This window comes from Sinorhizobium mexicanum, from assembly GCF_013488225.1.
GTDB lineage: Bacteria > Pseudomonadota > Alphaproteobacteria > Rhizobiales > Rhizobiaceae > Sinorhizobium > Sinorhizobium mexicanum.
The window spans coordinates 610,729-631,498 of the sequence record NZ_CP041238.1 but is presented as its reverse complement, the minus strand read 5'-3'; the positions used below and the strand labels follow the sequence as shown (position 1 = coordinate 631,498).

The 20,770-nt window shown below is 61.2% G+C and carries 20 protein-coding genes and 1 tRNA gene; 8 read left to right on the top strand and 13 right to left on the bottom strand.

Going from position 1 to position 20,770, the window contains the following annotated elements:
- Positions 1 to 150 precede the first annotated feature (150 nt).
- Positions 151 to 1,410: a phosphate regulon sensor histidine kinase PhoR gene (phoR, locus tag FKV68_RS02945; RefSeq protein WP_180940055.1), complete on the bottom strand. Its 1,260-nt coding sequence runs from the start codon at positions 1,408 to 1,410 to the stop codon at positions 151 to 153.
- A 141-nt stretch (positions 1,411 to 1,551) separates the two neighbouring features.
- On the opposite strand from phoR, the gene ppk2 reads away from it, so the two are divergent.
- The gene (ppk2, locus tag FKV68_RS02940; protein WP_180940054.1) at positions 1,552 to 2,454 is read left to right on the top strand and encodes a polyphosphate kinase 2; all 903 of its coding nucleotides are present in this window, start codon (positions 1,552 to 1,554) and stop codon (positions 2,452 to 2,454) included.
- 123 nt (positions 2,455 to 2,577) lie between these two features.
- Here the strand turns inward: ppk2 and FKV68_RS02935 are convergent, their stop codons facing one another.
- Both FKV68_RS02935 and FKV68_RS02930 read right to left on the bottom strand, forming a co-directional pair.
- Positions 2,578 to 3,741 carry a biotin transporter BioY gene (locus tag FKV68_RS02935; protein WP_180940053.1) on the bottom strand — a complete coding sequence of 388 codons (1,164 nt, stop codon included), beginning with the start codon at positions 3,739 to 3,741 and terminating at the stop codon, positions 2,578 to 2,580.
- Entirely contained in the window at positions 3,738 to 4,052 is a 315-nt protein-coding gene (locus tag FKV68_RS02930; RefSeq protein ID WP_180940052.1) for a hypothetical protein, read from the bottom strand. The genes FKV68_RS02935 and FKV68_RS02930 overlap by 4 nt, the downstream gene beginning before the upstream one ends.
- A gap of 175 nt (positions 4,053 to 4,227) precedes the next feature.
- On the opposite strand from FKV68_RS02930, the gene FKV68_RS02925 reads away from it, so the two are divergent.
- From FKV68_RS02925 to FKV68_RS02905, 5 genes are all read left to right on the top strand, one after another.
- Entirely contained in the window at positions 4,228 to 5,238 is a 1,011-nt protein-coding gene (locus tag FKV68_RS02925; protein ID WP_180940051.1) for an NAD(P)H-dependent flavin oxidoreductase, read from the top strand.
- A gap of 76 nt (positions 5,239 to 5,314) precedes the next feature.
- A tRNA-Thr gene (locus FKV68_RS02920) sits at positions 5,315 to 5,390 on the top strand.
- Between the two features lie 682 nt (positions 5,391 to 6,072).
- Entirely contained in the window at positions 6,073 to 6,924 is an 852-nt protein-coding gene (locus tag FKV68_RS02915; RefSeq protein WP_180940050.1) for a helix-turn-helix transcriptional regulator, read from the top strand.
- A 139-nt stretch (positions 6,925 to 7,063) separates the two neighbouring features.
- A complete protein-coding gene (locus tag FKV68_RS02910) occupies positions 7,064 to 7,516 on the top strand; it encodes a FixH family protein (RefSeq protein WP_180940049.1) in 453 nt (150 codons plus the stop codon).
- A gap of 10 nt (positions 7,517 to 7,526) precedes the next feature.
- On the top strand, positions 7,527 to 8,756 hold the full coding sequence (locus FKV68_RS02905; RefSeq protein ID WP_180940048.1) for a cytochrome-c peroxidase: 1,230 nt from the start codon (positions 7,527 to 7,529) through the stop codon (positions 8,754 to 8,756).
- Between the two features lie 185 nt (positions 8,757 to 8,941).
- On the opposite strand, the gene FKV68_RS02900 is transcribed toward FKV68_RS02905, so the two are convergent.
- Positions 8,942 to 9,745 (bottom strand): aldo/keto reductase, encoded by an 804-nt coding sequence (locus FKV68_RS02900; RefSeq protein WP_180940047.1) that lies wholly within the window; start codon positions 9,743 to 9,745, stop codon positions 8,942 to 8,944.
- 278 nt (positions 9,746 to 10,023) lie between these two features.
- Between FKV68_RS02900 and FKV68_RS02895 the strand changes: the two genes are divergently transcribed.
- The gene (locus FKV68_RS02895; RefSeq protein WP_180940046.1) at positions 10,024 to 10,683 is read left to right on the top strand and encodes a dienelactone hydrolase family protein; all 660 of its coding nucleotides are present in this window, start codon (positions 10,024 to 10,026) and stop codon (positions 10,681 to 10,683) included.
- Positions 10,684 to 10,685: 2 nt separating this feature from the next.
- Positions 10,686 to 11,351 carry a phosphoribosyltransferase gene (locus tag FKV68_RS02890; RefSeq protein WP_180940045.1) on the top strand — a complete coding sequence of 222 codons (666 nt, stop codon included), beginning with the start codon at positions 10,686 to 10,688 and terminating at the stop codon, positions 11,349 to 11,351.
- A 19-nt stretch (positions 11,352 to 11,370) separates the two neighbouring features.
- On the opposite strand, the gene FKV68_RS02885 is transcribed toward FKV68_RS02890, so the two are convergent.
- From FKV68_RS02885 to FKV68_RS02845, 9 genes are all read right to left on the bottom strand, one after another.
- Positions 11,371 to 11,820 (bottom strand): PTS sugar transporter subunit IIA, encoded by a 450-nt coding sequence (locus FKV68_RS02885; protein WP_180940044.1) that lies wholly within the window; start codon positions 11,818 to 11,820, stop codon positions 11,371 to 11,373.
- A gap of 50 nt (positions 11,821 to 11,870) precedes the next feature.
- Complete coding sequence (locus FKV68_RS02880) at positions 11,871 to 12,566, bottom strand: response regulator (RefSeq protein ID WP_180940043.1); 696 nt, start codon at positions 12,564 to 12,566, stop codon at positions 11,871 to 11,873.
- Complete coding sequence (locus FKV68_RS02875; protein ID WP_180940042.1) at positions 12,563 to 15,268, bottom strand: sensor histidine kinase; 2,706 nt, start codon at positions 15,266 to 15,268, stop codon at positions 12,563 to 12,565. Before FKV68_RS02875 ends, FKV68_RS02880 begins: the two co-directional genes overlap by 4 nt.
- A 61-nt stretch (positions 15,269 to 15,329) precedes the next feature.
- The gene (gene kdpC, locus FKV68_RS02870) at positions 15,330 to 15,899 is read right to left on the bottom strand and encodes a potassium-transporting ATPase subunit KdpC (RefSeq protein WP_180940041.1); all 570 of its coding nucleotides are present in this window, start codon (positions 15,897 to 15,899) and stop codon (positions 15,330 to 15,332) included.
- Positions 15,900 to 15,910: 11 nt separating this feature from the next.
- The gene (kdpB, locus tag FKV68_RS02865; protein ID WP_180940040.1) at positions 15,911 to 18,001 is read right to left on the bottom strand and encodes a potassium-transporting ATPase subunit KdpB; all 2,091 of its coding nucleotides are present in this window, start codon (positions 17,999 to 18,001) and stop codon (positions 15,911 to 15,913) included.
- 91 nt (positions 18,002 to 18,092) lie between these two features.
- Complete coding sequence (locus tag FKV68_RS02860) at positions 18,093 to 18,266, bottom strand: hypothetical protein (RefSeq protein WP_180940039.1); 174 nt, start codon at positions 18,264 to 18,266, stop codon at positions 18,093 to 18,095.
- A 10-nt stretch (positions 18,267 to 18,276) separates the two neighbouring features.
- Positions 18,277 to 19,980: a potassium-transporting ATPase subunit KdpA gene (kdpA, locus tag FKV68_RS02855; protein ID WP_180940038.1), complete on the bottom strand. Its 1,704-nt coding sequence runs from the start codon at positions 19,978 to 19,980 to the stop codon at positions 18,277 to 18,279.
- A gap of 27 nt (positions 19,981 to 20,007) precedes the next feature.
- The gene (gene kdpF / locus FKV68_RS33710) at positions 20,008 to 20,097 is read right to left on the bottom strand and encodes a K(+)-transporting ATPase subunit F (RefSeq protein WP_180940037.1); all 90 of its coding nucleotides are present in this window, start codon (positions 20,095 to 20,097) and stop codon (positions 20,008 to 20,010) included.
- 443 nt (positions 20,098 to 20,540) lie between these two features.
- Positions 20,541 to 20,711, bottom strand: coding sequence for a hypothetical protein (locus tag FKV68_RS02845; RefSeq protein ID WP_180940036.1), 171 nt, complete (start codon positions 20,709 to 20,711; stop codon positions 20,541 to 20,543).
- Between the last annotated feature and the right edge of the window lie 59 nt (positions 20,712 to 20,770).

Genomic DNA, 20,770 nt, shown 5'->3' with positions numbered 1-20,770 from the left:
AGCGCTCTCTTCGCCGTGTGATCGGCTGCCCCTAGTTAGCCGCCGATGGTCACACCTTTTATGTCAGTTCGGTGAAACATTTATGACAGCCTATGTCATTGAAGAAGCAGCGTGATTCCGAATCTCACGAGGCGGCGGCGACGTTTTGTGTCAGAAGCGGACCGTGAAAATCGTACCTTTGCCGACCTCCGAATGGACAAGGAGGCGGGCGCGGTGGCGCGTGAGAATATGCTTGACGATGGCAAGCCCGAGGCCGGTTCCCTTTTTCGAACGGCTCGCCTCCACGTTAACCCGGTAGAAACGTTCGGTAATTCTCGGTACGTGCTCGGCCGGAATGCCCGGGCCGTGGTCGGTGACCGTCACCTCGGCCTGCTCGCTCTCGCCGCCTGTGAGACGCACCTCGACCTTCTTCCCCTCCTGCCCGTATTTGCAGGCGTTCTCGATCAGATTCTCGAAAACCTCGATCAATTCATCGCGGTCGCCCGGGACCAAAACCGGTGCATCGGGAACGTCGAGCGATATCGCCACGTCGAGCTCGGTCGCAAGCGGCAGCAGGCTGTCGCGCACGTGCCCGAGCAGCGGCGCCAGATCGACCATGTCTTCCGGGGCAAGATGCGATTTCAGCTCGAGGCGGGAGAGCGACAGGAGATCGTCGACGAGTCGGCTCATGCGGGTCACCTGCTCGTGCATGATGACGAAAAATTTCTCCTGCGCCTTCGGGTCGTTGCGCGCCGGCCCCTGCAGCGTCTCGATGAAGCCGCGAAGCGAGGCCAGCGGCGTACGCAGTTCGTGGCTGGCATTGGCGACGAAATCGGAGCGCATCCGGTCGATACGGCGCGCCTGCGAGATGTCGCGGTAGGTCAGCAGGAAGATACGCCGGCTCGAAGCATCGGTTCCAATCTCGGCAGGCGCCACCCTCACGACATAGACGGCATCCGACGGCAATCTCTCCGTGTGTTCGATCTGATTGATTTTGCCGGTGGCGATTGTCTCACGAACCATATCGAGGATGCCCGGGGAACGGACGCGGGCGGAAAGATCGCTGTTCGGGGGAATCATGCCGAAGGCCTTTTCGGCAGCAACGTTCTGGAACAGCACTGTCTCGTCCGCGCCGACGACGAGCACGGGCATATCGAGCGCGTTAAACGCCGGAACCAGCGGGTCGCTTCCCTGCTCGGAGACAACGACGCTAACCGGCGCCGGCTGCACCGACGGGACGCTGCGATTGAGCAGGGCCGCGGCAAGCACGATCCAGAACGGCAGCACGGCGAGGATGTGAATACCGGCGAGCGTGGCGAGAACGGCGATCAGGATCGAGAGGCCGAGAACCCATCGTTCCGCCTTCAGCTTCGGCAACAGCGTTCGCCAGAACACCTTTGCGTCATCCAACACAACATCCTCATGACTCAATTTGCAGTTCCCCCTGATCACGATGCCGCGAAAGCAGAGAGATAGCGCTGCTTCATGACATGATTTTCACGACATGCTTGAATCCGCAATGCAATTATGGCCTCCTTCGTGGAAATCGAGCGTCAGCGGGAGGCAAAGCAAATGGCAGCAGAAACAGCGGCAGCCGGGGCCAAACCGGAGAGCCGGGCGGTCGAATTGCGGATCGGCGGCAAGTCCCGCATCTTCGATGTCGATAACCCGGAATTGCCGAAATGGATCGATGACGACGCCTTCTCGTCCGATGATTATCCCTACAAGAAGAAGCTGGAAGAAGACGAATACGAAAAAACGTTGACGAAACTGCAGATCGAACTCGTCAAGGTGCAGTTCTGGATGCAGGCGACCGGCAAGCGGGTGATGGCGCTTTTCGAGGGCCGCGACGCAGCCGGCAAGGGCGGCGCCATCCACGCGACAATGGCCTACATGAACCCTCGTTCCGCCCGCATTGTCGCGCTCACCAAACCGACCGAGACCGAGCACGGCCAATGGTATTTCCAGCGTTACGTGGCGACCTTTCCGACGGCTGGGGAATTCGTTCTCTTCGATCGCTCCTGGTACAACCGCGCCGGTGTGGAACCGGTTATGGGGTTCTGCACACCCGAGCAATATGAGCATTTTCTCAAGCAGGCTCCCCGCTTCGAGAAAATGATCGTCCACGAGGGCATCCAGCTCTTCAAGTTCTGGCTCAATATCGGCCGGGAGATGCAGTTGAAGCGTTTCCATGATCGCCGGCATGATCCCTTGAAGATCTGGAAGCTGTCGCCGATGGATATCGCCGCGCTGAACAAGTGGGACGACTACACCGCGAAGCGCGATCGGATGCTGAAGGAAACGCACACCGACCATGCCCCCTGGACGGTCATTCGCGGTAACGACAAGCGCCGCGCCCGGATCAATCTGATCCGCCACCTGCTCAAGCATCTGGACTATGACGGCAAGGACAAGGCGGCCATCGGCGAGGTCGACGACAAGATCGTCGGCTCCGGGCCGGGGTTCCTGAAATGACCTGAAGCGCGGGACGCGCGTTAGATCATTTCATTGTTTCATTGAAACAGTGAAATGATCTAACTCTTTGAAACTACGCAATTCCGGACGGAAAACCGTTTACACACTTTTCCTGGAACTGCTCTATTGCCCCGGCAGCACGCGAATCGCGAAAATATCCAGGCTATTGCCCGCGCCGCTGACGTCGCTGTTCAGTACGAGCCTGCCGGGACCGCTTGGCGCGATACTCCGATCGAACGAGATCTTGAAAAGCATATCCAGCCGTTCGTCATGCACGGTGAATCGGTGGCGGCCACAGGCACCGAGCGAAGAGAAGTTGCATTCGACGGAAAATTCCGCCGTCTTGCCGGGCATCGCCTGGACGGTGAGCGCCAATGTCGATGATTTGCCCGAGAGCTGTGCCAGTATATCGGCGGGAATTTCGAAGACGAGATCGCCTTCCTTGCCGCCGACTGCCGAGGTCACGCGCACGCGCTCGCCGCCTGCGTCGTTCAAAGGCTCGACGGTGGAGCGCGCGCTCGGCTTGATCGCCGCGACCTTCGCCGGCGTGAATACCTCGATCCACTCGCCCGAGAAGCCCTCCTGCGCGGCGAGGTTCTGAAGTCCCGCCGCCCCATCGAAATCTTCCGATTCCACGGTGGCAGGCGGATTGGCGACGCCGGTATCGGCCGGGGATTTCAGCAAATCGTTCGTCTGGATCCACCACACCGCGGCGCCGGCCGCCGCCGCGAGCGTTGCCACGACCATGGCAAAGGAGAGCAGGCGGCCTCGCCGACGCTTGCGCGGCCGCTTTTCCGCGGCGCCGACGTCGGGCGCAGCCGACGCGGCCTTGTCGCCCGCAGCTGTGGATTGCGGTGCGGGGACTGTCCGCCCCGAGGCCAACGAGTCCTCACGATCGGCGCGCAGGGCACCCAGGTCGCTCCCGCCCTCTCCCGCGCGGCCTTGTCCATCGGCAGTCGGCTCGCGCCGGGGGGAAACGGAAAGATCCGCAGCCGCCGGGCTTGGCGCCGCCCGCTCGCCCGCTCCGCCCTGGCCGACGACCGGTGCTGCAGGTACCGCAGCGGAACGCCCCCGCAAGGCCGCGCGTTCTTCCGTCTCGATCGCGTGAATGACCGCTTCGAGCCGGTGACGCTGTTTCGCGATCACATCGGGGTCTTCGATTTGCTGCTTCTTCAGTCCGTTTTCCAGCGCCTGGCGGGCCGACTGATAGATGCGTGCACGGATTTCCGCATTGGTCCTGTCGGAGCGTTCCAGTGCATTTCTGATCGCAGTTTCGAGTCCGCTCACATCAAGTCCTTCTGTGCAACGAAGCCTGCTGCAGGTTTCCTCAGATCGTGCTGATTTAAAGAAACATGCAGCAATTCAAAGCAGTACAGCGACCTTTGCGCGCCTGACAAGACGCGCGGCGCTGCAGCGGCGCGCCGCGGCCCGAGCGGGTGTTTCCATCCTTTCAGGAGAGAACAGTCCCCTTCCCGATCCACGCCGTTGGTTTTATTAACGATTGGGTAACCGTTGCTTTCGGAATTCGCAAGTCCGGGTGCAAAACCACCGGGACTTCTACGGGGAAAAACCAGGTGGGTGCCGATCGATGACTGCATGTGTCCTTAAATCGACTCCAATTTAAGGACACATGCAGAAACCCAAAGTGCTACAGCCCCCTTTGTGTCTGAGACGGACGGCGCTGTAGAAAGTGTCGCTTTGCAAGTTCATTGGTTGCTGTTATCTGTTTTGACGTTTACGCAAACGTCAAAACAGTGTGGGATGGAGAAACTGATGTCCTTGCCGCCAATCCTTTCCGGAACAACGAGACTGCCGGTGGTCGGCGCGCCGCTCTTCATCGTCTCGCATCCCCGGCTGACGATCGCCCAGTGCAAGGCGGGCGTCATCGGCTCCTTTCCCGCCCTCAATGCGCGCCCGCAATCGCAACTGGATGAGTGGCTTGCGGAAATCACCGAAACGCTCGCCGACCACGATGCCAGGCATCCCGACCGGCCTGCGGCGCCATTCGCGGTCAACCAGATCGTCCACAAGTCGAACGCCAGGCTCGAGCAGGACCTGATGCTCTGCATCAAATACAAGGTGCCGATCGTCATATCGTCGCTTGGCGCCGTCCCGGAAGTGAATGCCGCCATCCATTCCTACGGCGGCATCGTGCTCCACGACGTCATCAACAATCGGCACGCCAATTCGGCGATCCGCAAGGGCGCGGACGGCCTAATCGCGGTTGCGGCCGGGGCCGGCGGCCACGCCGGAACGCTTTCGCCGTTCGCGCTTGTCCAGGAGATCCGGGCGTGGTTCGACGGGCCACTTCTGCTTTCGGGCGCCATCGCCACCGGCGGCGCCATCCTCGCGGCGGAGGCGATGGGCGCGGACATGGCCTATATCGGCTCCCCCTTCATCGCCACCGAAGAAGCGCGCGCCAGCGACGCCTACAAACAGATGATCGTCGACAGCAGCGCCGCCGACATCGTCTATTCCAATTATTTCACCGGCATTCACGGCAACTACCTGAAGCCCTCGATCAGCGCGGCGGGCATGGATCCGGACAGGCTGCCGGAGGCGGATCCCTCCAAGATGGACTTCGGCAGCGCCGGCGAAGGGGCAAAGGCCTGGAAGGACATCTGGGGCTGCGGCCAGGGCATCGGAGCCATCCGCGAGATCGGCACGGTGGCGCAACTCGTCAACCGGCTGGAACGGGAATACGACGCGGCGCGAGCAAGGCTCGGGCTTGGCGCCCACCGCCATGTCCAGCCGTCCAAGGAATTTTCAACTTCTCGAAACTGATGGCTTGAAATCTTGCCGCTTTGCGTTTATCAGCGCCTCACACTTCGTTCCGCGGCTTTCCGCGAGACCGTTGAGGGCCGCTTTAGCTCAGTCGGTAGAGCACATCATTCGTAATGATGGGGTCACGTGTTCGAGTCACGTAAGCGGCACCATTCCTTCCCGGGCGTAGATTTGCGATATGCGCTCAGCTAGGGGGCAGCGCCTTTCAGAGTTCGTTACCCACTTAACGCGCGCCAGCTCCACGCGGCCACCAGTTGCCCTGCCTGCGGGATAATTTGCATTGATTTAATCAAAATTTAACCATAACGGACATCGGTGGAGTCTTCGACGATGGCCGCCCCGCTTTGCTCGCATTCACCCGACCATGATGGGCGATGGATAAGGCAGGCATCGCGTTTCTGGCTCTTATACTCGTCCTCATCTCTATCGTGATGAGCATACTGGCGGTCGATCAAACAGCGATAGAAATGCCGCCGAATAAGCCGGCAATAGTTCCCACCAACTTCGTTCCTCTTCAATGAAGCGACTATCCGCGCGGGAACAACAACGGCTCCTGGCGAGTTGCTGCTGCGTGTCCCTGTCCTTAAATCGACCTCGATTTAAGGACAGGGACACGCAGCGATTCAAAGTGCTACAGCGACCTTTGTGCGTCCGACGAGATGCGCGGCTGTAGGCGTGACAACGAGCCCGGAAAACTGCATGCGTCTTGTGATAATAGCTGTAGTCGCCTCAGTGATCAGCATACTGGCCTTCAAATATGCCGATAATTCCTTGGGGAACGCACCTATCGCGGCCACAGCCGAAGAGCTTTCCAACGATTGAGACGTCACAGGATTGAGTAGGCGTGGTCGTAGCAGCCTTGCCCGGATCGCGAGGGGGCGATACAGCTACATCGCGATGAAGGTCAGCGGCATTGGACGGGTCATCTTCTGGGGTGGCGGGAGCCTGTGGATCGGACAGGCCATCGCCCCGGCGCAACTGCATAGGCATCATGCGATACAGGTCTGCATCGGCTTCGATGGCCCGATCCAATTTCGCGGGCGGACAGATGCTCCCTGGATCTCCTATGGCGGTGCGCTGATCGCCCCGGATCTTGCCCATGAATTTCGCGCCCCCGGCCGTCAGGTCGGCAATATTCTGTTCGCGCCGGAAACGCCGATCGGGCAGGCCTTGCTCGAGCGTTACAGCAACGACTCCATCGCGCGCATTCCGGACGGCCTCGCGGCAGACGTTTCAGCTGGTTTGAAAACGGCCTGGGCAGCCGGTGCCGGTGACGATGATCTCGCCTCTCATGCGCAGGCATTGCTCAACCGATTGGCCGGCACGGCTTCGGCTCGCCACAGGGCGGATCCCCGTATTCTGAAGAGTATCGACCGGATTTCGCACCATCTCGACGGGCCTTTGCGTCTTGCCGATGTTGCCGCCGTCGCGGGGCTGAGCGAAGGGCGTTTTAGGCATCTGTTCGTTGCCGAAACGGGGATCGCCTTCCGCCCCTATATCCTCTGGACAAGGCTCAACAGGGCTTTGGAGCTCGGCTTCGGCGGGACAACCTGGACCGAGGCGGCCCACGCAGCGAATTTTTCCGATCAGGCGCATCTTATCCGCACCTGTCGCCGGATGCTCGGCCTTGTGCCGACATCACTGCGGATCGACATCACCGCTGCGGAACAAAAAATACCGGTCTGACCCGTTTCAACGGCGCGCGCCGGGTCAGACCTAAAATTGCGTCCGATGCAGAAATCGCGCAGTAGCCCTTTCGTTCAATTCTCTCCGCCGAGCAGTCCGTAAAGCAGGCCATCGCAAACCTGTTCGAAATGGAGCTGCCATGACAAGGCGTCAGATTCTGAAATCAAGACTTCTATGGGCCGCACCGCTCGCCCTGATCACAATGGTCGGCCTCGGCGCCGCAGCAAAAATGAGGTCGCCACTTCCCGAAAACCTCGATCTCTCACTCACCCGTTACTCGGACGCGGGCCTCTATCAAACCCGTCTCGACACAGACATGAACCCTGTCTCGATCGGGGCTATGCACGCTTTCATCGTCACCCTGAGGACGCGCGACGGAAGGCCGGTGGAAAAAGCCGCATTGACGATCGATGGCGGCATGCCGCAGCACGGCCATGGTCTGCCGACCACGCCGCGCGTGACCGCCGATCTGGGTGGCGGCCGCTATCGCGTCGAGGGCATCAAATTCAACATGCCCGGCTGGTGGACCGTAACCGTGCACGCGACAAGCGGCGCGGGCGGCGACGAAACCACCTTCAATCTGAAACTCTGAGGCGAGCCCCATGAAACGGTCCGGCATTTTCTACGCCGCCGCCGGCATCATCGCGCTCGTTGTGCTGGCCGGTTTTTCATACAAGGAACGGATTTTCGCCAACCAGAACTGGTCCGAGGAGCAGAAAAGCCTGATTGCCTCACTGTTGCTCGATGCCCTGCCCGCCCTGCCCGCCGATCCGTCCAACCGGGTCGCGAACGACCCCAGAGCGGCGGAGCTCGGCCAGGCGCTGTTCAACGACAAGCGTCTGAGCGCAAACGCCAAGGTCGCCTGCGCGACCTGCCACTTGCGCGACCGGCAATTCCAGGACGGTACGCCCCTCGGTCACGGCGTCGGCCAGACGAACCGACGGACAATGCCGATCAGCGGCACGGCCCATGCACCCTTCCTGTTCTGGGATGGGCGCAAGGACAGTCAGTGGGCACAGGCCCTCGGGCCGCTCGAAAGCGCCGTCGAGCACGGCAGCGACCGAACCGCTCTCGCACGACGGCTCGCGGTTGACTACCGCCGCGACTATGAGCGGCTTTTTGGCCCGTTGCCCGAGTTCACAGGCCTGCCGGATCACGCATCGCCGGAGGGCAATGCGGCAGCCAAGGCTGCCTGGTCGAAGATGACGGAGGGAGAGCGCGAGGCAATCAACCGTGTGTTTGCCAATATCGGCAAGGCCATCGCCGCCTTCGAGCGGACCATTAAGCCGCGCGAAACACGCTTCGACCGCTATGCCCGCAGTCTTCAGGCGGGAACGGCGCCCAATGATCAGCTGAGCGAACCCGAGATCGCGGGATTGGCCCTCTTCATCGGAAAGGGAAACTGCATCAATTGCCACAACGGGCCGCTGCTGACAGACAATCACTTTCACAATACGGGCGTTCCGGCCGTCGAAGGACTGCCCGAGGACACCGGCCGGGCGCTCGGAGCCTTGCAGGTGAAGAATGATCCGTTCAATTGTCGCGGCCGCTACAGCGACGCTGCGCCATCCGACTGCACGGAACTGAATTTTATGGTCAGCGAGGGCGATGAGTTGTTGCGCGCCTACAAACCGCCGTCGCTCCGCAACGTGGCGCTGAGGCCACCTTACATGCATGCCGGACAATTCAGGTCGCTTGACGAAGTCGTTCGTCACTACAACAAGGCGCCTCCGGCGCCGGCCGGACATTCGGAGCTTGAGCCACTGAAGCTGAATGACAGAGAAGTCCACGCGCTACAGGCCTTCCTTGCCACTCTGAGCGAAGAAGACTGATTGAAAACGAGCGCCGGGATCCGGCCCCTCCTCTTTCGCCAATACATCAGGATTCGTCGCGCGCGCAAAATCACACGGCATCCGATGGGTATGAAGCGGAACACGGTGTGAGGCTGGGTTTCGGTCCAGATGCCTGGGCGACGAATCGTGGAAATTTGGGGCGCAGCGGAGCCGGAACTTGATGCTCAAACATATGGAAGGGTCCCAAGCGACGAGTACCGTTCGTTCAGGCCATCGAGGGCTTCCAGGTCGTCGCCATTGATATCGAAGTCAAACACGTCGATGTTCTCTTCCAAATGTTGCGGCTGATTGGCCTTGGGAACGGGGACCGTGCCACGCTCAAGGTTCCATCGGATCAGCACCTGCGCCGGCGATTTGCCGTATTTGGCGGCAATCTTTGCAAGCGTCGCATCCCGAAGCCGCTTCGTACGCGTGAGGGGGCTGTATGCCTGGATGACGATCTGCTTTTCCCGCGCATAACGCAGCATGTCATTGCTGTGTCCGAACGGACTCCACTCGATCTGATTGACCGTCGGGACTTCGCCGGTCGCATCTATCAACGTGTCGATCAACTCGATCGAGTAATTGCTGACGCCGATGTCTTTCGTAAGGCCATCCTCTTTCGCCCGGATAAGACTTCGCCAAAGATCGTCTCCCGCACCCGTTCGCGGCGGACGGTGTATTAGCATGAGATCGGCATAGTCCAGCTGCAGTTCGTCGAGATTTTTTCGCGTCGCGTGATAGGCGTCCCCGACCTCCTCCACTTTCGTTACCAGATAGAAGCCCGCGCGCTCGACGCCGCTCCTGCGGATTCCGTCGGCGATGCCTGGCTGGGTTCCGTAGTCTCCGGAGGTGTCGATCATTCGATAGCCGAGATTGAGGGCGGTCGCGATCGTGTCCGCGGTGTCGCTCGTCAACTGCCAAGTCCCGACGCCCATGACCGGTATCCTGTTGCCGGTGTGCAGCTTTATCTCGGTTCTCGGGTCCATGATTTGCACCTTTGCCTTGGTTCGAACGATTGGATCCAGGGCGCCGCAGCGCTCTGCTCTCACCACCAAACATCTGCTCGGGAAAAGGGTTCCAGCCGATCGCTCTGTGGAGCGGGGAACAATCGGCGCTTGCGGGGATTGAATCACATGAAGTCGGCGGAACGCTCCATCCAGTACCACGCTGAACTTGTTTCTGGTGGGAAGTCGGATCGGGGCGAAGCCGAAGCTCCCTGCGACGATACCGCGGGCGCCTGCGCCGCGACTGAGAGGGCAAGCACATGGCCTTTTCGGCACCTGAAGATGTACAGTCCGTAAGAATCGACCGAGCGGGTATCGAGGCCTTTCTCGGCGTTCCTTCCGGTGCGAGCGGCCTGGTGATCTTTGCCCATGGCAGTGGAAGCGGGCGCTTCAGCCCTCGCAACAATCGGGTTGCGGCCGCACTGAGGGAAGCAGGATTGGCGACACTTCTCGTCGATCTCCTGAGACCCGAAGAGGAACAGGACCGCCGAAACGTCTTCGACGTCGATCTCCTTGCCGAACGGCTCGTGGCGGCCAAGCGTTGGGTCGCCGAAGCTCCCGAGACCGTGCACTTGGCGGTCGGCTACTTCGGCGCGAGCACAGGTGCCGGCGCGGCGCTGCAGGCGGCTTACGCCGAACCGGATGTAGCCGCCGTGGTATCACGCGGCGGACGCCCTGACCTTGCCATCCAGATGCTACCGGGCGTTCGCGCCCCAACCCTCCTTCTCGTCGGAAGTCTCGACGGGCCGGTGATCGACATGAACCAACGCGCCTTCGACGCGCTGGCCTGCGAGAAGCGGCTCATCATTATCGATGGTGCGGGCCACCTGTTCGAGGAGCCCGGCACGATGGATCAGGTGATCCGGCATGCGACAGATTGGTTCTTGATCCATCTCGGCAACACTCAAAGAGGGATATGACCATGACATCTCCACAACAGAAATTTGCAGATCGACAGGACGCCGGACGGCAGCTCGCAGGCGTTCTGGCGAAATATGCCCGGTCGGACCCCCTGGTCTTGGCATTGCCGCGTGGCGGCGTGCCCGTGGCATCCGAAATAGCGAAGGCCTTGCACGCACCGCTCGAACTGGTTCTGGTGCGCAAGATCCGCGCGCCGGGACATCCCGAATATGGCATCGGCGCTGTGGTGGACGGCAGTGATCCGCAGCTCGTATACAACGAGGAGGCAATGCGCCTCGTCAATCCGAATGCTGCTTACGTCGAGGCCGAAACCCGGCACCAGCTCGCGGAAATCGAGCGGCGACGCGAAGTCTATCAGGGAGCCCAGGCTCCTACGCCAACCGAGGGGCGCACGGTGATCGTCGTGGACGACGGCGTCGCAACCGGCGGCACTGTCAAGGTTGCTGTGAAGGCGTTGCGCAAAGCGGGAACGGGCAAGATCATCCTTGCCATTCCGGTCGCAGCGAGCGACGCGCTCGAGCAACTGAAATCGGAAGCTGACGACGTCATCTGCCTGCAAACCCCGGAGCCATTCCGGGCGGTCGGCGTCCACTATAGCGACTTCGACCAGACATCGGACGAAGAGGTCACAAGGCTTCTCGACGAGGCTCGCAGCGGTACGGTTTGAGCTGCCTGCGTCTTCAAATCTAGGGCTCGCCGTCATCCGCCAGCAGCGAATACACTCCCTCGGGCGTCGATGCGGAACGGACCGCCTCGACGATTTCCGGTGACCGCAGCTTTCTGGCCAGGTGGGCCAGTACGTTTAGTTGGCTTCCCGGAACCGGCGTCAGCAACAGGCAAACAATATCGACCGGAGCATCGTCGACCGCTTCGAAATCAATCGGTTGCTTCAGCCGTACGATCAGGAAGAAGGGACTCCCCACAGCCGGCACGGGCGCGTGCGGAATGGCGATGCCTTGACCGATCCCGGTCGAGCCGAGCTTTTCCCGGTTGGTCAAGGCAAGGAATATTTCCGACGCTGCAATGCCAAGCGCCGTTGCGGCGATTTCCGAAATCGTCTGAAGAAGGCTCGTCTTCGATGGAGAGGTCAGATCAAGTCTCACACTCTCCGGACTGATGATTTCCGAGATTTTCATGATGCCGTTTCGCTGTTTACCCGTCCAGAAGCGATGCTGTCCCGTGGCACTTAATCGACCTCGCGCAGGCGATAGCCGACGCCGGTCTCGGTCGTGATGTATTGGGGCTGGTCCGGGCTGCGCTCGATCTTCTGGCGAAGCTGGCGGACATAGACGCGAAGATACTGGACGTCAGTCGACCCGCCCCAAACGTGGTTCAACAGATACTGGTGCGTGATGACCTTGCCCGCATGCTGCACGAGTACGCGCAGAATATCGTACTCCTTCGGCGACAGCTTGATCTCCTTGTCGCCGATCTTCACGATGCGCTTGACGAGATCGACCGAAAGTTCACCGGTTTTGAAGACCGGCCGCTCTCCCTGCTGCTGCAACCTGTGCCGAAGCGCGACCCGGATGCGCGCCGCGAGTTCCTTCATGCCGAACGGCTTGGCGACATAGTCGTCAGCCCCGATCTCCAGCGCCCGGACGATACCGGTCTCGTCGGTGCGGCTGGAGAGAATGACGATCGGCAAATCCAGAGCGTCTTCATTTCGCCATTTGGCAAGGAGGTCGTGGCCGGGCATGTCGGGCAGACCGAGATCGAGCAGGATCAGGTCCGGCTGATCCGCACCCACCTGGGCGATCGCGTCCTTGGCATTGATCGCTTCCATCACCTGATAGCCTTCCGTCGTCAGGCCCACGCGAAGCAGCTTCCGGATCGCCGGTTCGTCGTCCACGACCAGTATTTTCACAGCAGAGATCGTCATGTCAGATTTTCCAGATTTGGGTTTTCCGCCGGGATGGGCATCCTGATGGTAAAGATCGCTCCCGATCGGTCCGTCCTGTTTCCGGCGGAGATCGTGCCGCCCATCGCCTCGACAAATCCCCTGCAGATGGAAAGGCCGAGCCCAGTGCCGGCCCGGACATGATCGCGCTTTTCGACGCGATAGAAGGAATCGAACACACGCTCGAGGTCGCCGCTCGGAATTCCCGGCCCCTCGTCCATGACCTGCAACAGAACGACGCTGCCGTCTGCCCAGCCGCGGATCTGGATCGTCGAGTTCGGCGCGGCATATTTGGCAGCATTGTCGAGAAGGTTGAACAGCACCTGCTCGAACAGGACGGGGTCGAGCCTCAGCATCGGTAGATCCGGCGGAATGTCGATCAGTGTCCTGTGGCAAGCCAGGATCTTGTTCGCCCGGCGCAATGCGGTGCCGACGATGTCGCCGACGTAATGCGAGGAAGCGTTCGGTTGCGTCGCTCCCGATTCGATCCTGGTCATGTCGAGGAGGTTGGTGATGAACCGGTTGAGACGCTCGGATTCATCGACGACGGTCGAAAGAAGGTCCACGCGATCGTCCTCCGGCATGGAGGCCGAATAATCACGCAAGGTGTCCGCCGCTCCCATGATCGCCGCAAGCGGTGTCTTGAGATCATGGGAAATCGATGTCAACAGCGCCGAGCGAAGCCTGTCCGCCTCCGCTGCCAGTCTCGCCCGATCGACGTCGGCGACAAGCTGGATGCGCTCGATGGCAAGCGCCGCCTGATCGGCCAGGGCATCGAAAAGCCGCTGTTGCTCCGGTGTCAGCAGCGGTCCCTGCTTGTCATTGTCGAGTCCCACCACGCCGATCGCCGTGCGGCCGGTCTTCAGGGGAAGATAGAGGCGTTTTGCGCCCGGTAGCGTGTCGGCTCCCCGCCCCGCTGGCCGATCATGTTCCCATGCCCAGCGGGCGGCGGCGATATCGGCATCGACCAGCGTGTCGTCCGGTGGATAGCCCGCCTTGACCTCGATCGTATCTTCCTCTGGTAGGAGAATGACGACACGCACCCTCAGCATGGAGGCGATCTGGTAGGCCGTAGCCCACAGCACGTCATCCAATGTGCCGGTGCTCGCGAGCTTCTTCGAGAAGAGATAGAGGTCTTCGGTCGTCCTTGCCCGCTGCCGCGCGGCGATCGCCTGCCGCTGCACGCGCGCCGTCAGATTGCTCGCGATCACCGCGACCACGAGAAAGAAGACGAGCGCCAGGACGCTTTCCGGGTCTTCGATCGTCAGGGTGTAGCGCGGATCGAGAAAGAAGAAGTTGAAAGCAAAAGCGCTCGCGACGCAGGCATAGAGCGCCGGCCACAGTCCGGCGGTTAGCGCCGAAGTCAGCACAGCCATCAGGAAGACGAGCGCGATGTTCTGGACGTCCAGAATCTGATCCAGCAGAGCGCCGAGGGCGAGTGCGACGGCGATATAGACCGTGCTCAAGAGATAGGGCCGGAGCTTGACCTGTGTCGGAGGGGGCGCGGTCTTGATGCCGCGCTGCTCGGCCGGCGTCGCCGTTGCGCCCGAAACCACGTGTACGCTGAGGTCGCCCGCATGCCGGATCAGGTCATGGGACACCGACCCTTCGACGCGCTCGCGCCATCGGGACTTGCTGGGTTTGCCGACGATCACTTGCGTAAAATTGTTCGCCGCCGCGTGGCGAAGGATTTCGCCCGCCACGTTCTGCCCGGGAACGGTTGTTGCCTCTCCGCCCAGTTGCTCGGCAAGCCGCAGATGTTCCGCAAGCCGGTCCTTGTCGGCGTCGGAGAGGCTGACCGAGCGTGATGTCTCGACGTGAAGCGCCGCCCAGGGTGCGCGCAATCGATCGGCCTGACGCTTGGCGTAGCGGACAAGCGATGCTCCGCGCGGCCGCTCGTCGATGCAGACGAGCACCCGATCTCCCGCCGCCCACGGGCCTGGTATGGCATGCGCCTGCATGTGGCTGACGAGCTGTTCGTCGACACGCTGCGCCGTGCGTCGCAAGGCGAGTTCGCGCAGGGCCGTCAGGTTGCCGGGTGAAAAGTAGTTCTGGATCGCCCGTTTCGCTGTGTTCGGCAGGTATACCTTGCCCTCATGCAGGCGCTTGATCAGGTCATCGGGAGTGAGATCGATAATCTCGATGTCGTCGGCCCGATCGATGATCGAGTCCGGCACGGTCTCGCGCACCCGGATGCGCGTAATCTGAGCGACCACGTCGTTGAGGCTTTCGACATGCTGGACATTCAGCGTGGTGTAGACGTCGACGCCCCGGGCGAGGATTTCCTCAACGTCGAGATAGCGCTTGGCATGGCGGCTGCCGTCGACATTCGTGTGGGCAAGCTCGTCGACGAGAACCAATTCCGGGCGGCGCGCAAGGATGGCGTCTATGTCCATCTCATCGAGGAGGTGGCCCTTGTAGTCGACTCTCTTGCGTGGGACGACCTCGAACCCTTCGGCAAGCGCTTGGGTCTCCTTTCGACCATGGGTCTCGACGACGCCGATGACGACATCCACGCCCTCGGCCTTGCGCGCCCTGCCCGAGGCCAGCATTTCATAGGTCTTGCCGACGCCGGGCGCGGCACCGAGGAAGATCTTCAGGCGGCCGCGCGTTTCGCGTTCGGCATTTTCAAGAAGAGCGTCCGGCGACGGTCGGGCATCATTACCGTGTCTCTCGTCAACCATTCATCTTTCCTCGCTGACGACACCGAAGCCCGTCGTTCAAACGGGCTTCGACGCCTTCGTCTTATTGCGCGCCTGCGCCATCGAGCGCAAGGTTGAGGGCCAACACATTCACCCGCGGCTCTCCCATGAAGCCGAGCTCGCGCGCTTCGATATGACCATCGACCATTGCCCTGACCGTTGCTTCGTCCATGCCGCGGGCCCTGGCGACGCGCGGCACCTGGAAATAGGCGGCTTCCGGGGAAATATGCGGATCGAGGCCGCTGCCGGAAGTGGTGACGATGTCCATCGGCACCGGGGCCGAGGGGTTCTCCGCCTTGAGCACCTCGGTATCGGCCTTGACGCGGTCGATGAGCTTCGCGCTGGTCGGCCCTAGGTTGGAGCCGCTGGATCCGGCAGCGTTGTAACCGTCACCGGCGGCAGAAGGACGGCCATGGAAGTAGCCTTCACCACTGAAGGCCTGGCCGATCAGTTGGGAGCCGATCACCTTGCCGTCCTTCTCGATCAGGCTGCCATTGGCCTGATGCGGGAAAAGGGCCTGAGCGATCCCGGTCATTCCGAGTGGATAGACCAGCCCGGTTATGACGGTCAGTGCGATGATCATGACGAACGCGGGTCTGAGTTGTTTCAACATGGAGATAATCCTTATACGAGGCCGAGCGCGGTGATGACGACGTCGATCGCCTTGATGCCGACAAAGGGCACGATGATGCCGCCGAGGCCGTAAACCAGCAGGTTTCGCGACAGCAGCGCGCCGGCGCCGACAGCCCTGTATTTCACGCCCTTCAGCGAGAGTGGGATCAACGCGACGATGATCATCGCATTGAAGATGATCGCCGACAGGATTGCGCTTTGCGGCGTGGCGAGCCCCATGATGTTGAGCGCGCCGAGCTGCGGGTAGAAAGCCAGGAACATTGCCGGGATGATCGCGAAGTACTTCGCCACGTCATTGGCGATCGAGAAGGTGGTCAAGGCGCCGCGCGTCATCAGCAGCTGCTTGCCGATCTCGACGATCTCGATGAGCTTGGTCGGATCGGAATCGAGATCGACCATGTTGCCGGCTTCGCGCGCCGCGACCGTGCCGGTGTTCATCGCGACGCCGACGTCGGCCTGGGCGAGAGCGGGTGCGTCGTTGGTGCCGTCACCGCACATCGCCACCAGCTTGCCCTTGGCCTGTTCCTCGCGGATGAGGCTGAGCTTGTTTTCGGGCGTGGCTTGCGCAAGGAAATCGTCGACGCCGGCTTCCGCAGCGATCGCGGCGGCGGTCATCGGATTATCGCCGGTGATCATGACGGTCCGAATGCCCATGCGGCGCAATTCGGCAAAGCGTTCGCGGATGCCGCCCTTGACGATGTCTTTCAGGTGAACGACGCCCAGCAACCGGCCGTTCTTGACGACGGCGAGCGGTGTGCCGCCGGATTTGGCGATTTCATCCGCGATTGCCTGGATTTCGCGAATCGCTTGCGGTTCACGTAGCGCCACGACACCGCCCGTCCCGTTCGCGGCCGCCGCGACGGCGTGCTCGACGTGCTGAAGAACCGCATCGACAGCGCCCTTGCGGATGGTGGAACCATCGAAGTCAACGCCGCTCATCCGGCTCTGCGCGGTGAAGGGCACGAAGCTGGCATGCAGGCTGCCCATCTCGCGGGCGCGGATGCCATATCTCTCCTTGGCAAGCACCACGATGGAGCGGCCTTCCGGCGTCTCGTCGGCAAGTGAGGCGAGCTGAGCGGCATTGGCAAGTTCCTCGGCCGTGACACCTGTGACCGGCTTGAACTCGGTCGCCTGACGATTGCCGAGCGTGATCGTGCCGGTCTTGTCGAGCAGCAGCGTGTCGACATCGCCCGCCGCCTCGACCGCACGGCCCGACATGGCAAGCACGTTGAAGCGCACGAGGCGGTCCATGCCCGCAATGCCGATCGCTGAAAGCAATGCACCGATCGTTGTCGGGATCAGCGTGACGAAGAGTGCCACAAGCACCAGAACCGGGATATAGCCGCCGGCATAGGTGGCGAAGCTCGGAATGGTCACCGTCGCAAGCAGGAAGATCAACGTCATTCCGGCAAGCAGGATGTTGAGGGCGATCTCGTTCGGCGTCTTCTGGCGTTCCGCACCTTCGACGAGGGAGATCATGCGGTCGATAAAGGTCGAGCCCGCCGCAGCCGTAATCCGCACGCGGATCCAGTCCGAAAGGACCTGGGTGCCGCCGGTGACCGCCGACCGGTCGCCGCCGGACTCACGGATGACGGGGGCGGATTCACCGGTGATCGCTGCCTCGTTGACCGAGGCCACGCCTTCGATCACCTCGCCGTCGGACGGGATGATGTCGCCGGCCTCGACGAGGACGAGGTCGCCGACTTTCAAACTGGTGCCAGGCACGAGTTTGTAGTTCATGCGATCGCCGCCCGTCAGCAGCTTGGCCTGTGTTTCCGTGCGCGTGCGCCTCAGAGACTCGGCTTGGGCCTTGCCGCGGCCCTCGGCAACAGCTTCTGCGAAATTGGCGAAAAGCACGGTGAACCAGAGCCAGAGAACGATCTGGAACGAGAAACCGATATTGTCGCCGCCGGTCGCGAGATCCCTGAACAGAAGGATCGTCGTGAGTGCGGAGACCACGGCAACAACAAATATCACCGGGTTTTTGGCAAGACCCCTGGGATTGAGCTTGCGGAATGCGTCGCCAATGGCGGGCACGAGGATGCGAGCGTCCATGATGCTCGCGGATTTGGACTGGCTCATAGGAGACTCCAGCTTGAAGTTCTACTGCATGTCTTGTTGGGTCGCACCGATTCAAGGAAACGTGCGATAATTCAAAGTGTTACAGCGTCTGTCAGGTCGCAGCGAACAACGGAATGAGCGCCTCGACGAGGAGCACGATCAGCACCATGACGCCCATCATCAGGAGAAGGATGCTCGATATGCGCGGAGGCTCGACCGATCTCCGCGCAATCTGGCTGGCGCGGGGATCGAAGTGTTTGCGTGAGTGGTGGAACCGTTGTTCCATGACATCACCTTCAAAAGGTCTGTCCGAGAAGCATTGCGAGATGCTCGACGATCGGGCCGACGGCGAGGGCCGGGAAGAAGGTCAACCCGCCAACGATCAGGATGACGCCGCCCAGGAGGCCGACAAACAGTGCGCCGTCGGTGGGGAACGTGCCGGCGGAGGCGGGCACGGTCTTCTTGGTTACGAGCGAGCCGGCGATCGCGAGCGCCGGGATGATGATCAGGAAGCGTCCGATCAGCATCGCAAGACCGATGGTGATGTTGTACCAGGGCGTATTCCCGGTCAAACCGCCGAAGGCAGAGCCGTTGTTCGCCGCACCCGACGTATAGGCGTAGAGGATCTCCGAGAAGCCGTGCGGGCCCGGATTTCCGATCGAGGCGACGCCCGTAGGCAGGACCGCGGCAATCGCGGTAAAGATCAGCATCGCTGCCGGCAGGCAGAGAACGCCGAGGACGGCCATCTTGACTTCCTTCGCCTCGATTTTCTTGCCGAGATATTCCGGCGTACGCCCGACCATCAGCCCGGCGACGAAGATTGCAAGGACGACGAACAGCAGGATGCCGTAGAAGCCGGCGCCGACGCCGCCGACGATGATCTCGCCCAGTTCCATATTGATGAGCGGAATGAGGCCGCCGAGTGCCGTGAAGCTGCCATGCATGGCGTTGACCGCGCCGCAGGAGGCGGCCGTCGTGACGACGGCAAAAAGCGCCGACATGGAAATTCCGAAGCGGACCTCCTTGCCTTCCATGTTGCCACCTTCAAGGCCAAGCGCATGGACGAGCGGGTTGCCCGCAGCTTCCGCCCAATAGCAGACGACCACGCCCGCGAGGAACAGAAGGACCATGGTCGCAAGGATGGCCCAGCCCTGCCGCTGGTTGCCGACCATGCGGCCGAAGACGTTGGTCATGGCCGCGCCGATCGCGAAGATCGACACCATCTGGATCAAGTTCGAGATCGCGTCCGGATTCTCAAAGGGATGCGCCGCATTGGCGTTGAAGAACCCGCCACCATTGGTGCCCAGCATCTTGATAGCGATCTGCGAGGCGACGGGCCCGACAGCTATCGTCTGCTGCGCGCCTTCAAGCGTCGTGGCGTGGACGTAGGCACCGAGGGTCTGCGGCATGCCGAGATAGACGTAGACGAGCGTCAGCACGACGCAGATCGGCAGCAGCACGTAAAGCGTGCTTCGGGTCATATCGACCCAGAAATTGCCAACCGATTTTACCGATGCCCTGGCGAAGCCGCGGATCAAGGCGACCGCGATGGCCATGCCGGTTGCGGCCGAGACGAAATTCTGCACCGTCAGGCCAGCCATCTGCACGAGATAGGACATCGTGCTTTCGCCGCCGTAGTTTTGCCAATTGGTGTTGGTCATGAAGCTCGCCGCTGTGTTGAAGGCGAGTTCCGGCGGCACGGCGCTCATGCCGGCCGGATTGAATGGCAATGCACCCTGAAGGCGCTGGAGGAAATAGAGGAGCAGGAAGCCGGCGAGGTTGAAGAACAACAGCGCAGCGGCATAGGCCGTCCAGTGCTGCTCCTCCCGTTCGTTGGTCCCGGCAATCCGAAAGAGCCCGCGTTCGATCGGCCCTAAGATAAGCGAAAGAACGGTCCGCTCGCCGTTGAAGACGCGCGTCATGTAACCGCCAAGCGGTTTCACGAGCAAAATGACGATTCCGCAGAAGAGGAGAATCTGTATCCATCCGTTGAGAGTCATGGACGTGGCTTTCCGGGTGTTGTGCGATCAAAACCGCTCGGGACGAAGGAGCGCGTAGATCAAGTAGGTGAAAAGAAACACCGTTACGGCGCCACCAAGAATGTAGTCGAAGAACATGTTGTGTTCACACTTCTAAAGTTTATCGCAGGCGTTGGCGTAGGCAAAAGACAACGCGAAGAACAAAACCCCTATCGACAGGACGACGAAATCCATTCGCATCACTCCTATTTCTTGTAGCGACTGAAACGCATCATCGCGCCAACCGCATAAATGTTCGAGAGAGGCAGAAGAGCAAAGAAATAAAAAACTTATATAGATAGACTGGCTCTTTGCGTGGGTTTGCCCGCTGCGCACCGGCTGCATCCCCCGCTCGGCGCTTTACACGGCAAACGGAACAGCAGGCGCGCCGCCAGAACCTTCCCCGCCCTGATTGCTCATTTCGGGGACGGTGTACCGAGCAGGCCGGGACTCCTGGCCCATCAAGAGGTGACGCAGAGCGTAAGACGGAGGGGTCTGGTTCAGGCAAGCTTGCAGCCAATCCCGCAGCTCGCCGCCCGGACCTAGCGGACGACGGTTGCAAGCAGCAGCATCGTTCCCATGAAGGCGAACATAACCATTGCAACCGGAATGAAGCTCGCCGCCGCCCTCGCCAGCGAATCCATCAAGAGCGCGGCCCTTTCGTTCTTCTGCCACTGCAGGTTCGATACCCGCCGGCTTCTGTCGTAGTCCACCTCAGTTTGCCATCGCCAACACAAGGGCGACGGCTGCGACAGCTCCGCCGACCACCGCC

Excerpts from the sequence above, each read along its gene's own strand:
- ppk2 (WP_180940054.1), top strand. The coding sequence starts at position 1,552 with ATGGCAGCAGAAACAGCGGCAGCCGGGGCCAAACCGGAGAGCCGGGCG.
- FKV68_RS02930 (WP_180940052.1), bottom strand. The coding sequence starts at position 4,052 with ATGCAGTCATCGATCGGCACCCACCTGGTTTTTCCCCGTAGAAGTCCC.
- FKV68_RS02925 (WP_180940051.1), top strand. The coding sequence starts at position 4,228 with ATGTCCTTGCCGCCAATCCTTTCCGGAACAACGAGACTGCCGGTGGTC.
- FKV68_RS02910 (WP_180940049.1), top strand. The coding sequence starts at position 7,064 with ATGACAAGGCGTCAGATTCTGAAATCAAGACTTCTATGGGCCGCACCG.
- FKV68_RS02905 (WP_180940048.1), top strand. The coding sequence starts at position 7,527 with ATGAAACGGTCCGGCATTTTCTACGCCGCCGCCGGCATCATCGCGCTC.
- FKV68_RS02900 (WP_180940047.1), bottom strand. The coding sequence starts at position 9,745 with ATGGACCCGAGAACCGAGATAAAGCTGCACACCGGCAACAGGATACCG.
- FKV68_RS02895 (WP_180940046.1), top strand. The coding sequence starts at position 10,024 with ATGGCCTTTTCGGCACCTGAAGATGTACAGTCCGTAAGAATCGACCGA.
- FKV68_RS02890 (WP_180940045.1), top strand. The coding sequence starts at position 10,686 with ATGACATCTCCACAACAGAAATTTGCAGATCGACAGGACGCCGGACGG.
- FKV68_RS02885 (WP_180940044.1), bottom strand. The coding sequence starts at position 11,820 with ATGAAAATCTCGGAAATCATCAGTCCGGAGAGTGTGAGACTTGATCTG.
- FKV68_RS02880 (WP_180940043.1), bottom strand. The coding sequence starts at position 12,566 with ATGACGATCTCTGCTGTGAAAATACTGGTCGTGGACGACGAACCGGCG.
- FKV68_RS02875 (WP_180940042.1), bottom strand. The coding sequence starts at position 15,268 with ATGGTTGACGAGAGACACGGTAATGATGCCCGACCGTCGCCGGACGCT.
- kdpC (WP_180940041.1), bottom strand. The coding sequence starts at position 15,899 with ATGTTGAAACAACTCAGACCCGCGTTCGTCATGATCATCGCACTGACC.
- kdpB (WP_180940040.1), bottom strand. The coding sequence starts at position 18,001 with ATGAGCCAGTCCAAATCCGCGAGCATCATGGACGCTCGCATCCTCGTG.
- FKV68_RS02860 (WP_180940039.1), bottom strand. The coding sequence starts at position 18,266 with ATGGAACAACGGTTCCACCACTCACGCAAACACTTCGATCCCCGCGCC.
- kdpA (WP_180940038.1), bottom strand. The coding sequence starts at position 19,980 with ATGACTCTCAACGGATGGATACAGATTCTCCTCTTCTGCGGAATCGTC.
- kdpF (WP_180940037.1), bottom strand. The coding sequence starts at position 20,097 with ATGTTCTTCGACTACATTCTTGGTGGCGCCGTAACGGTGTTTCTTTTC.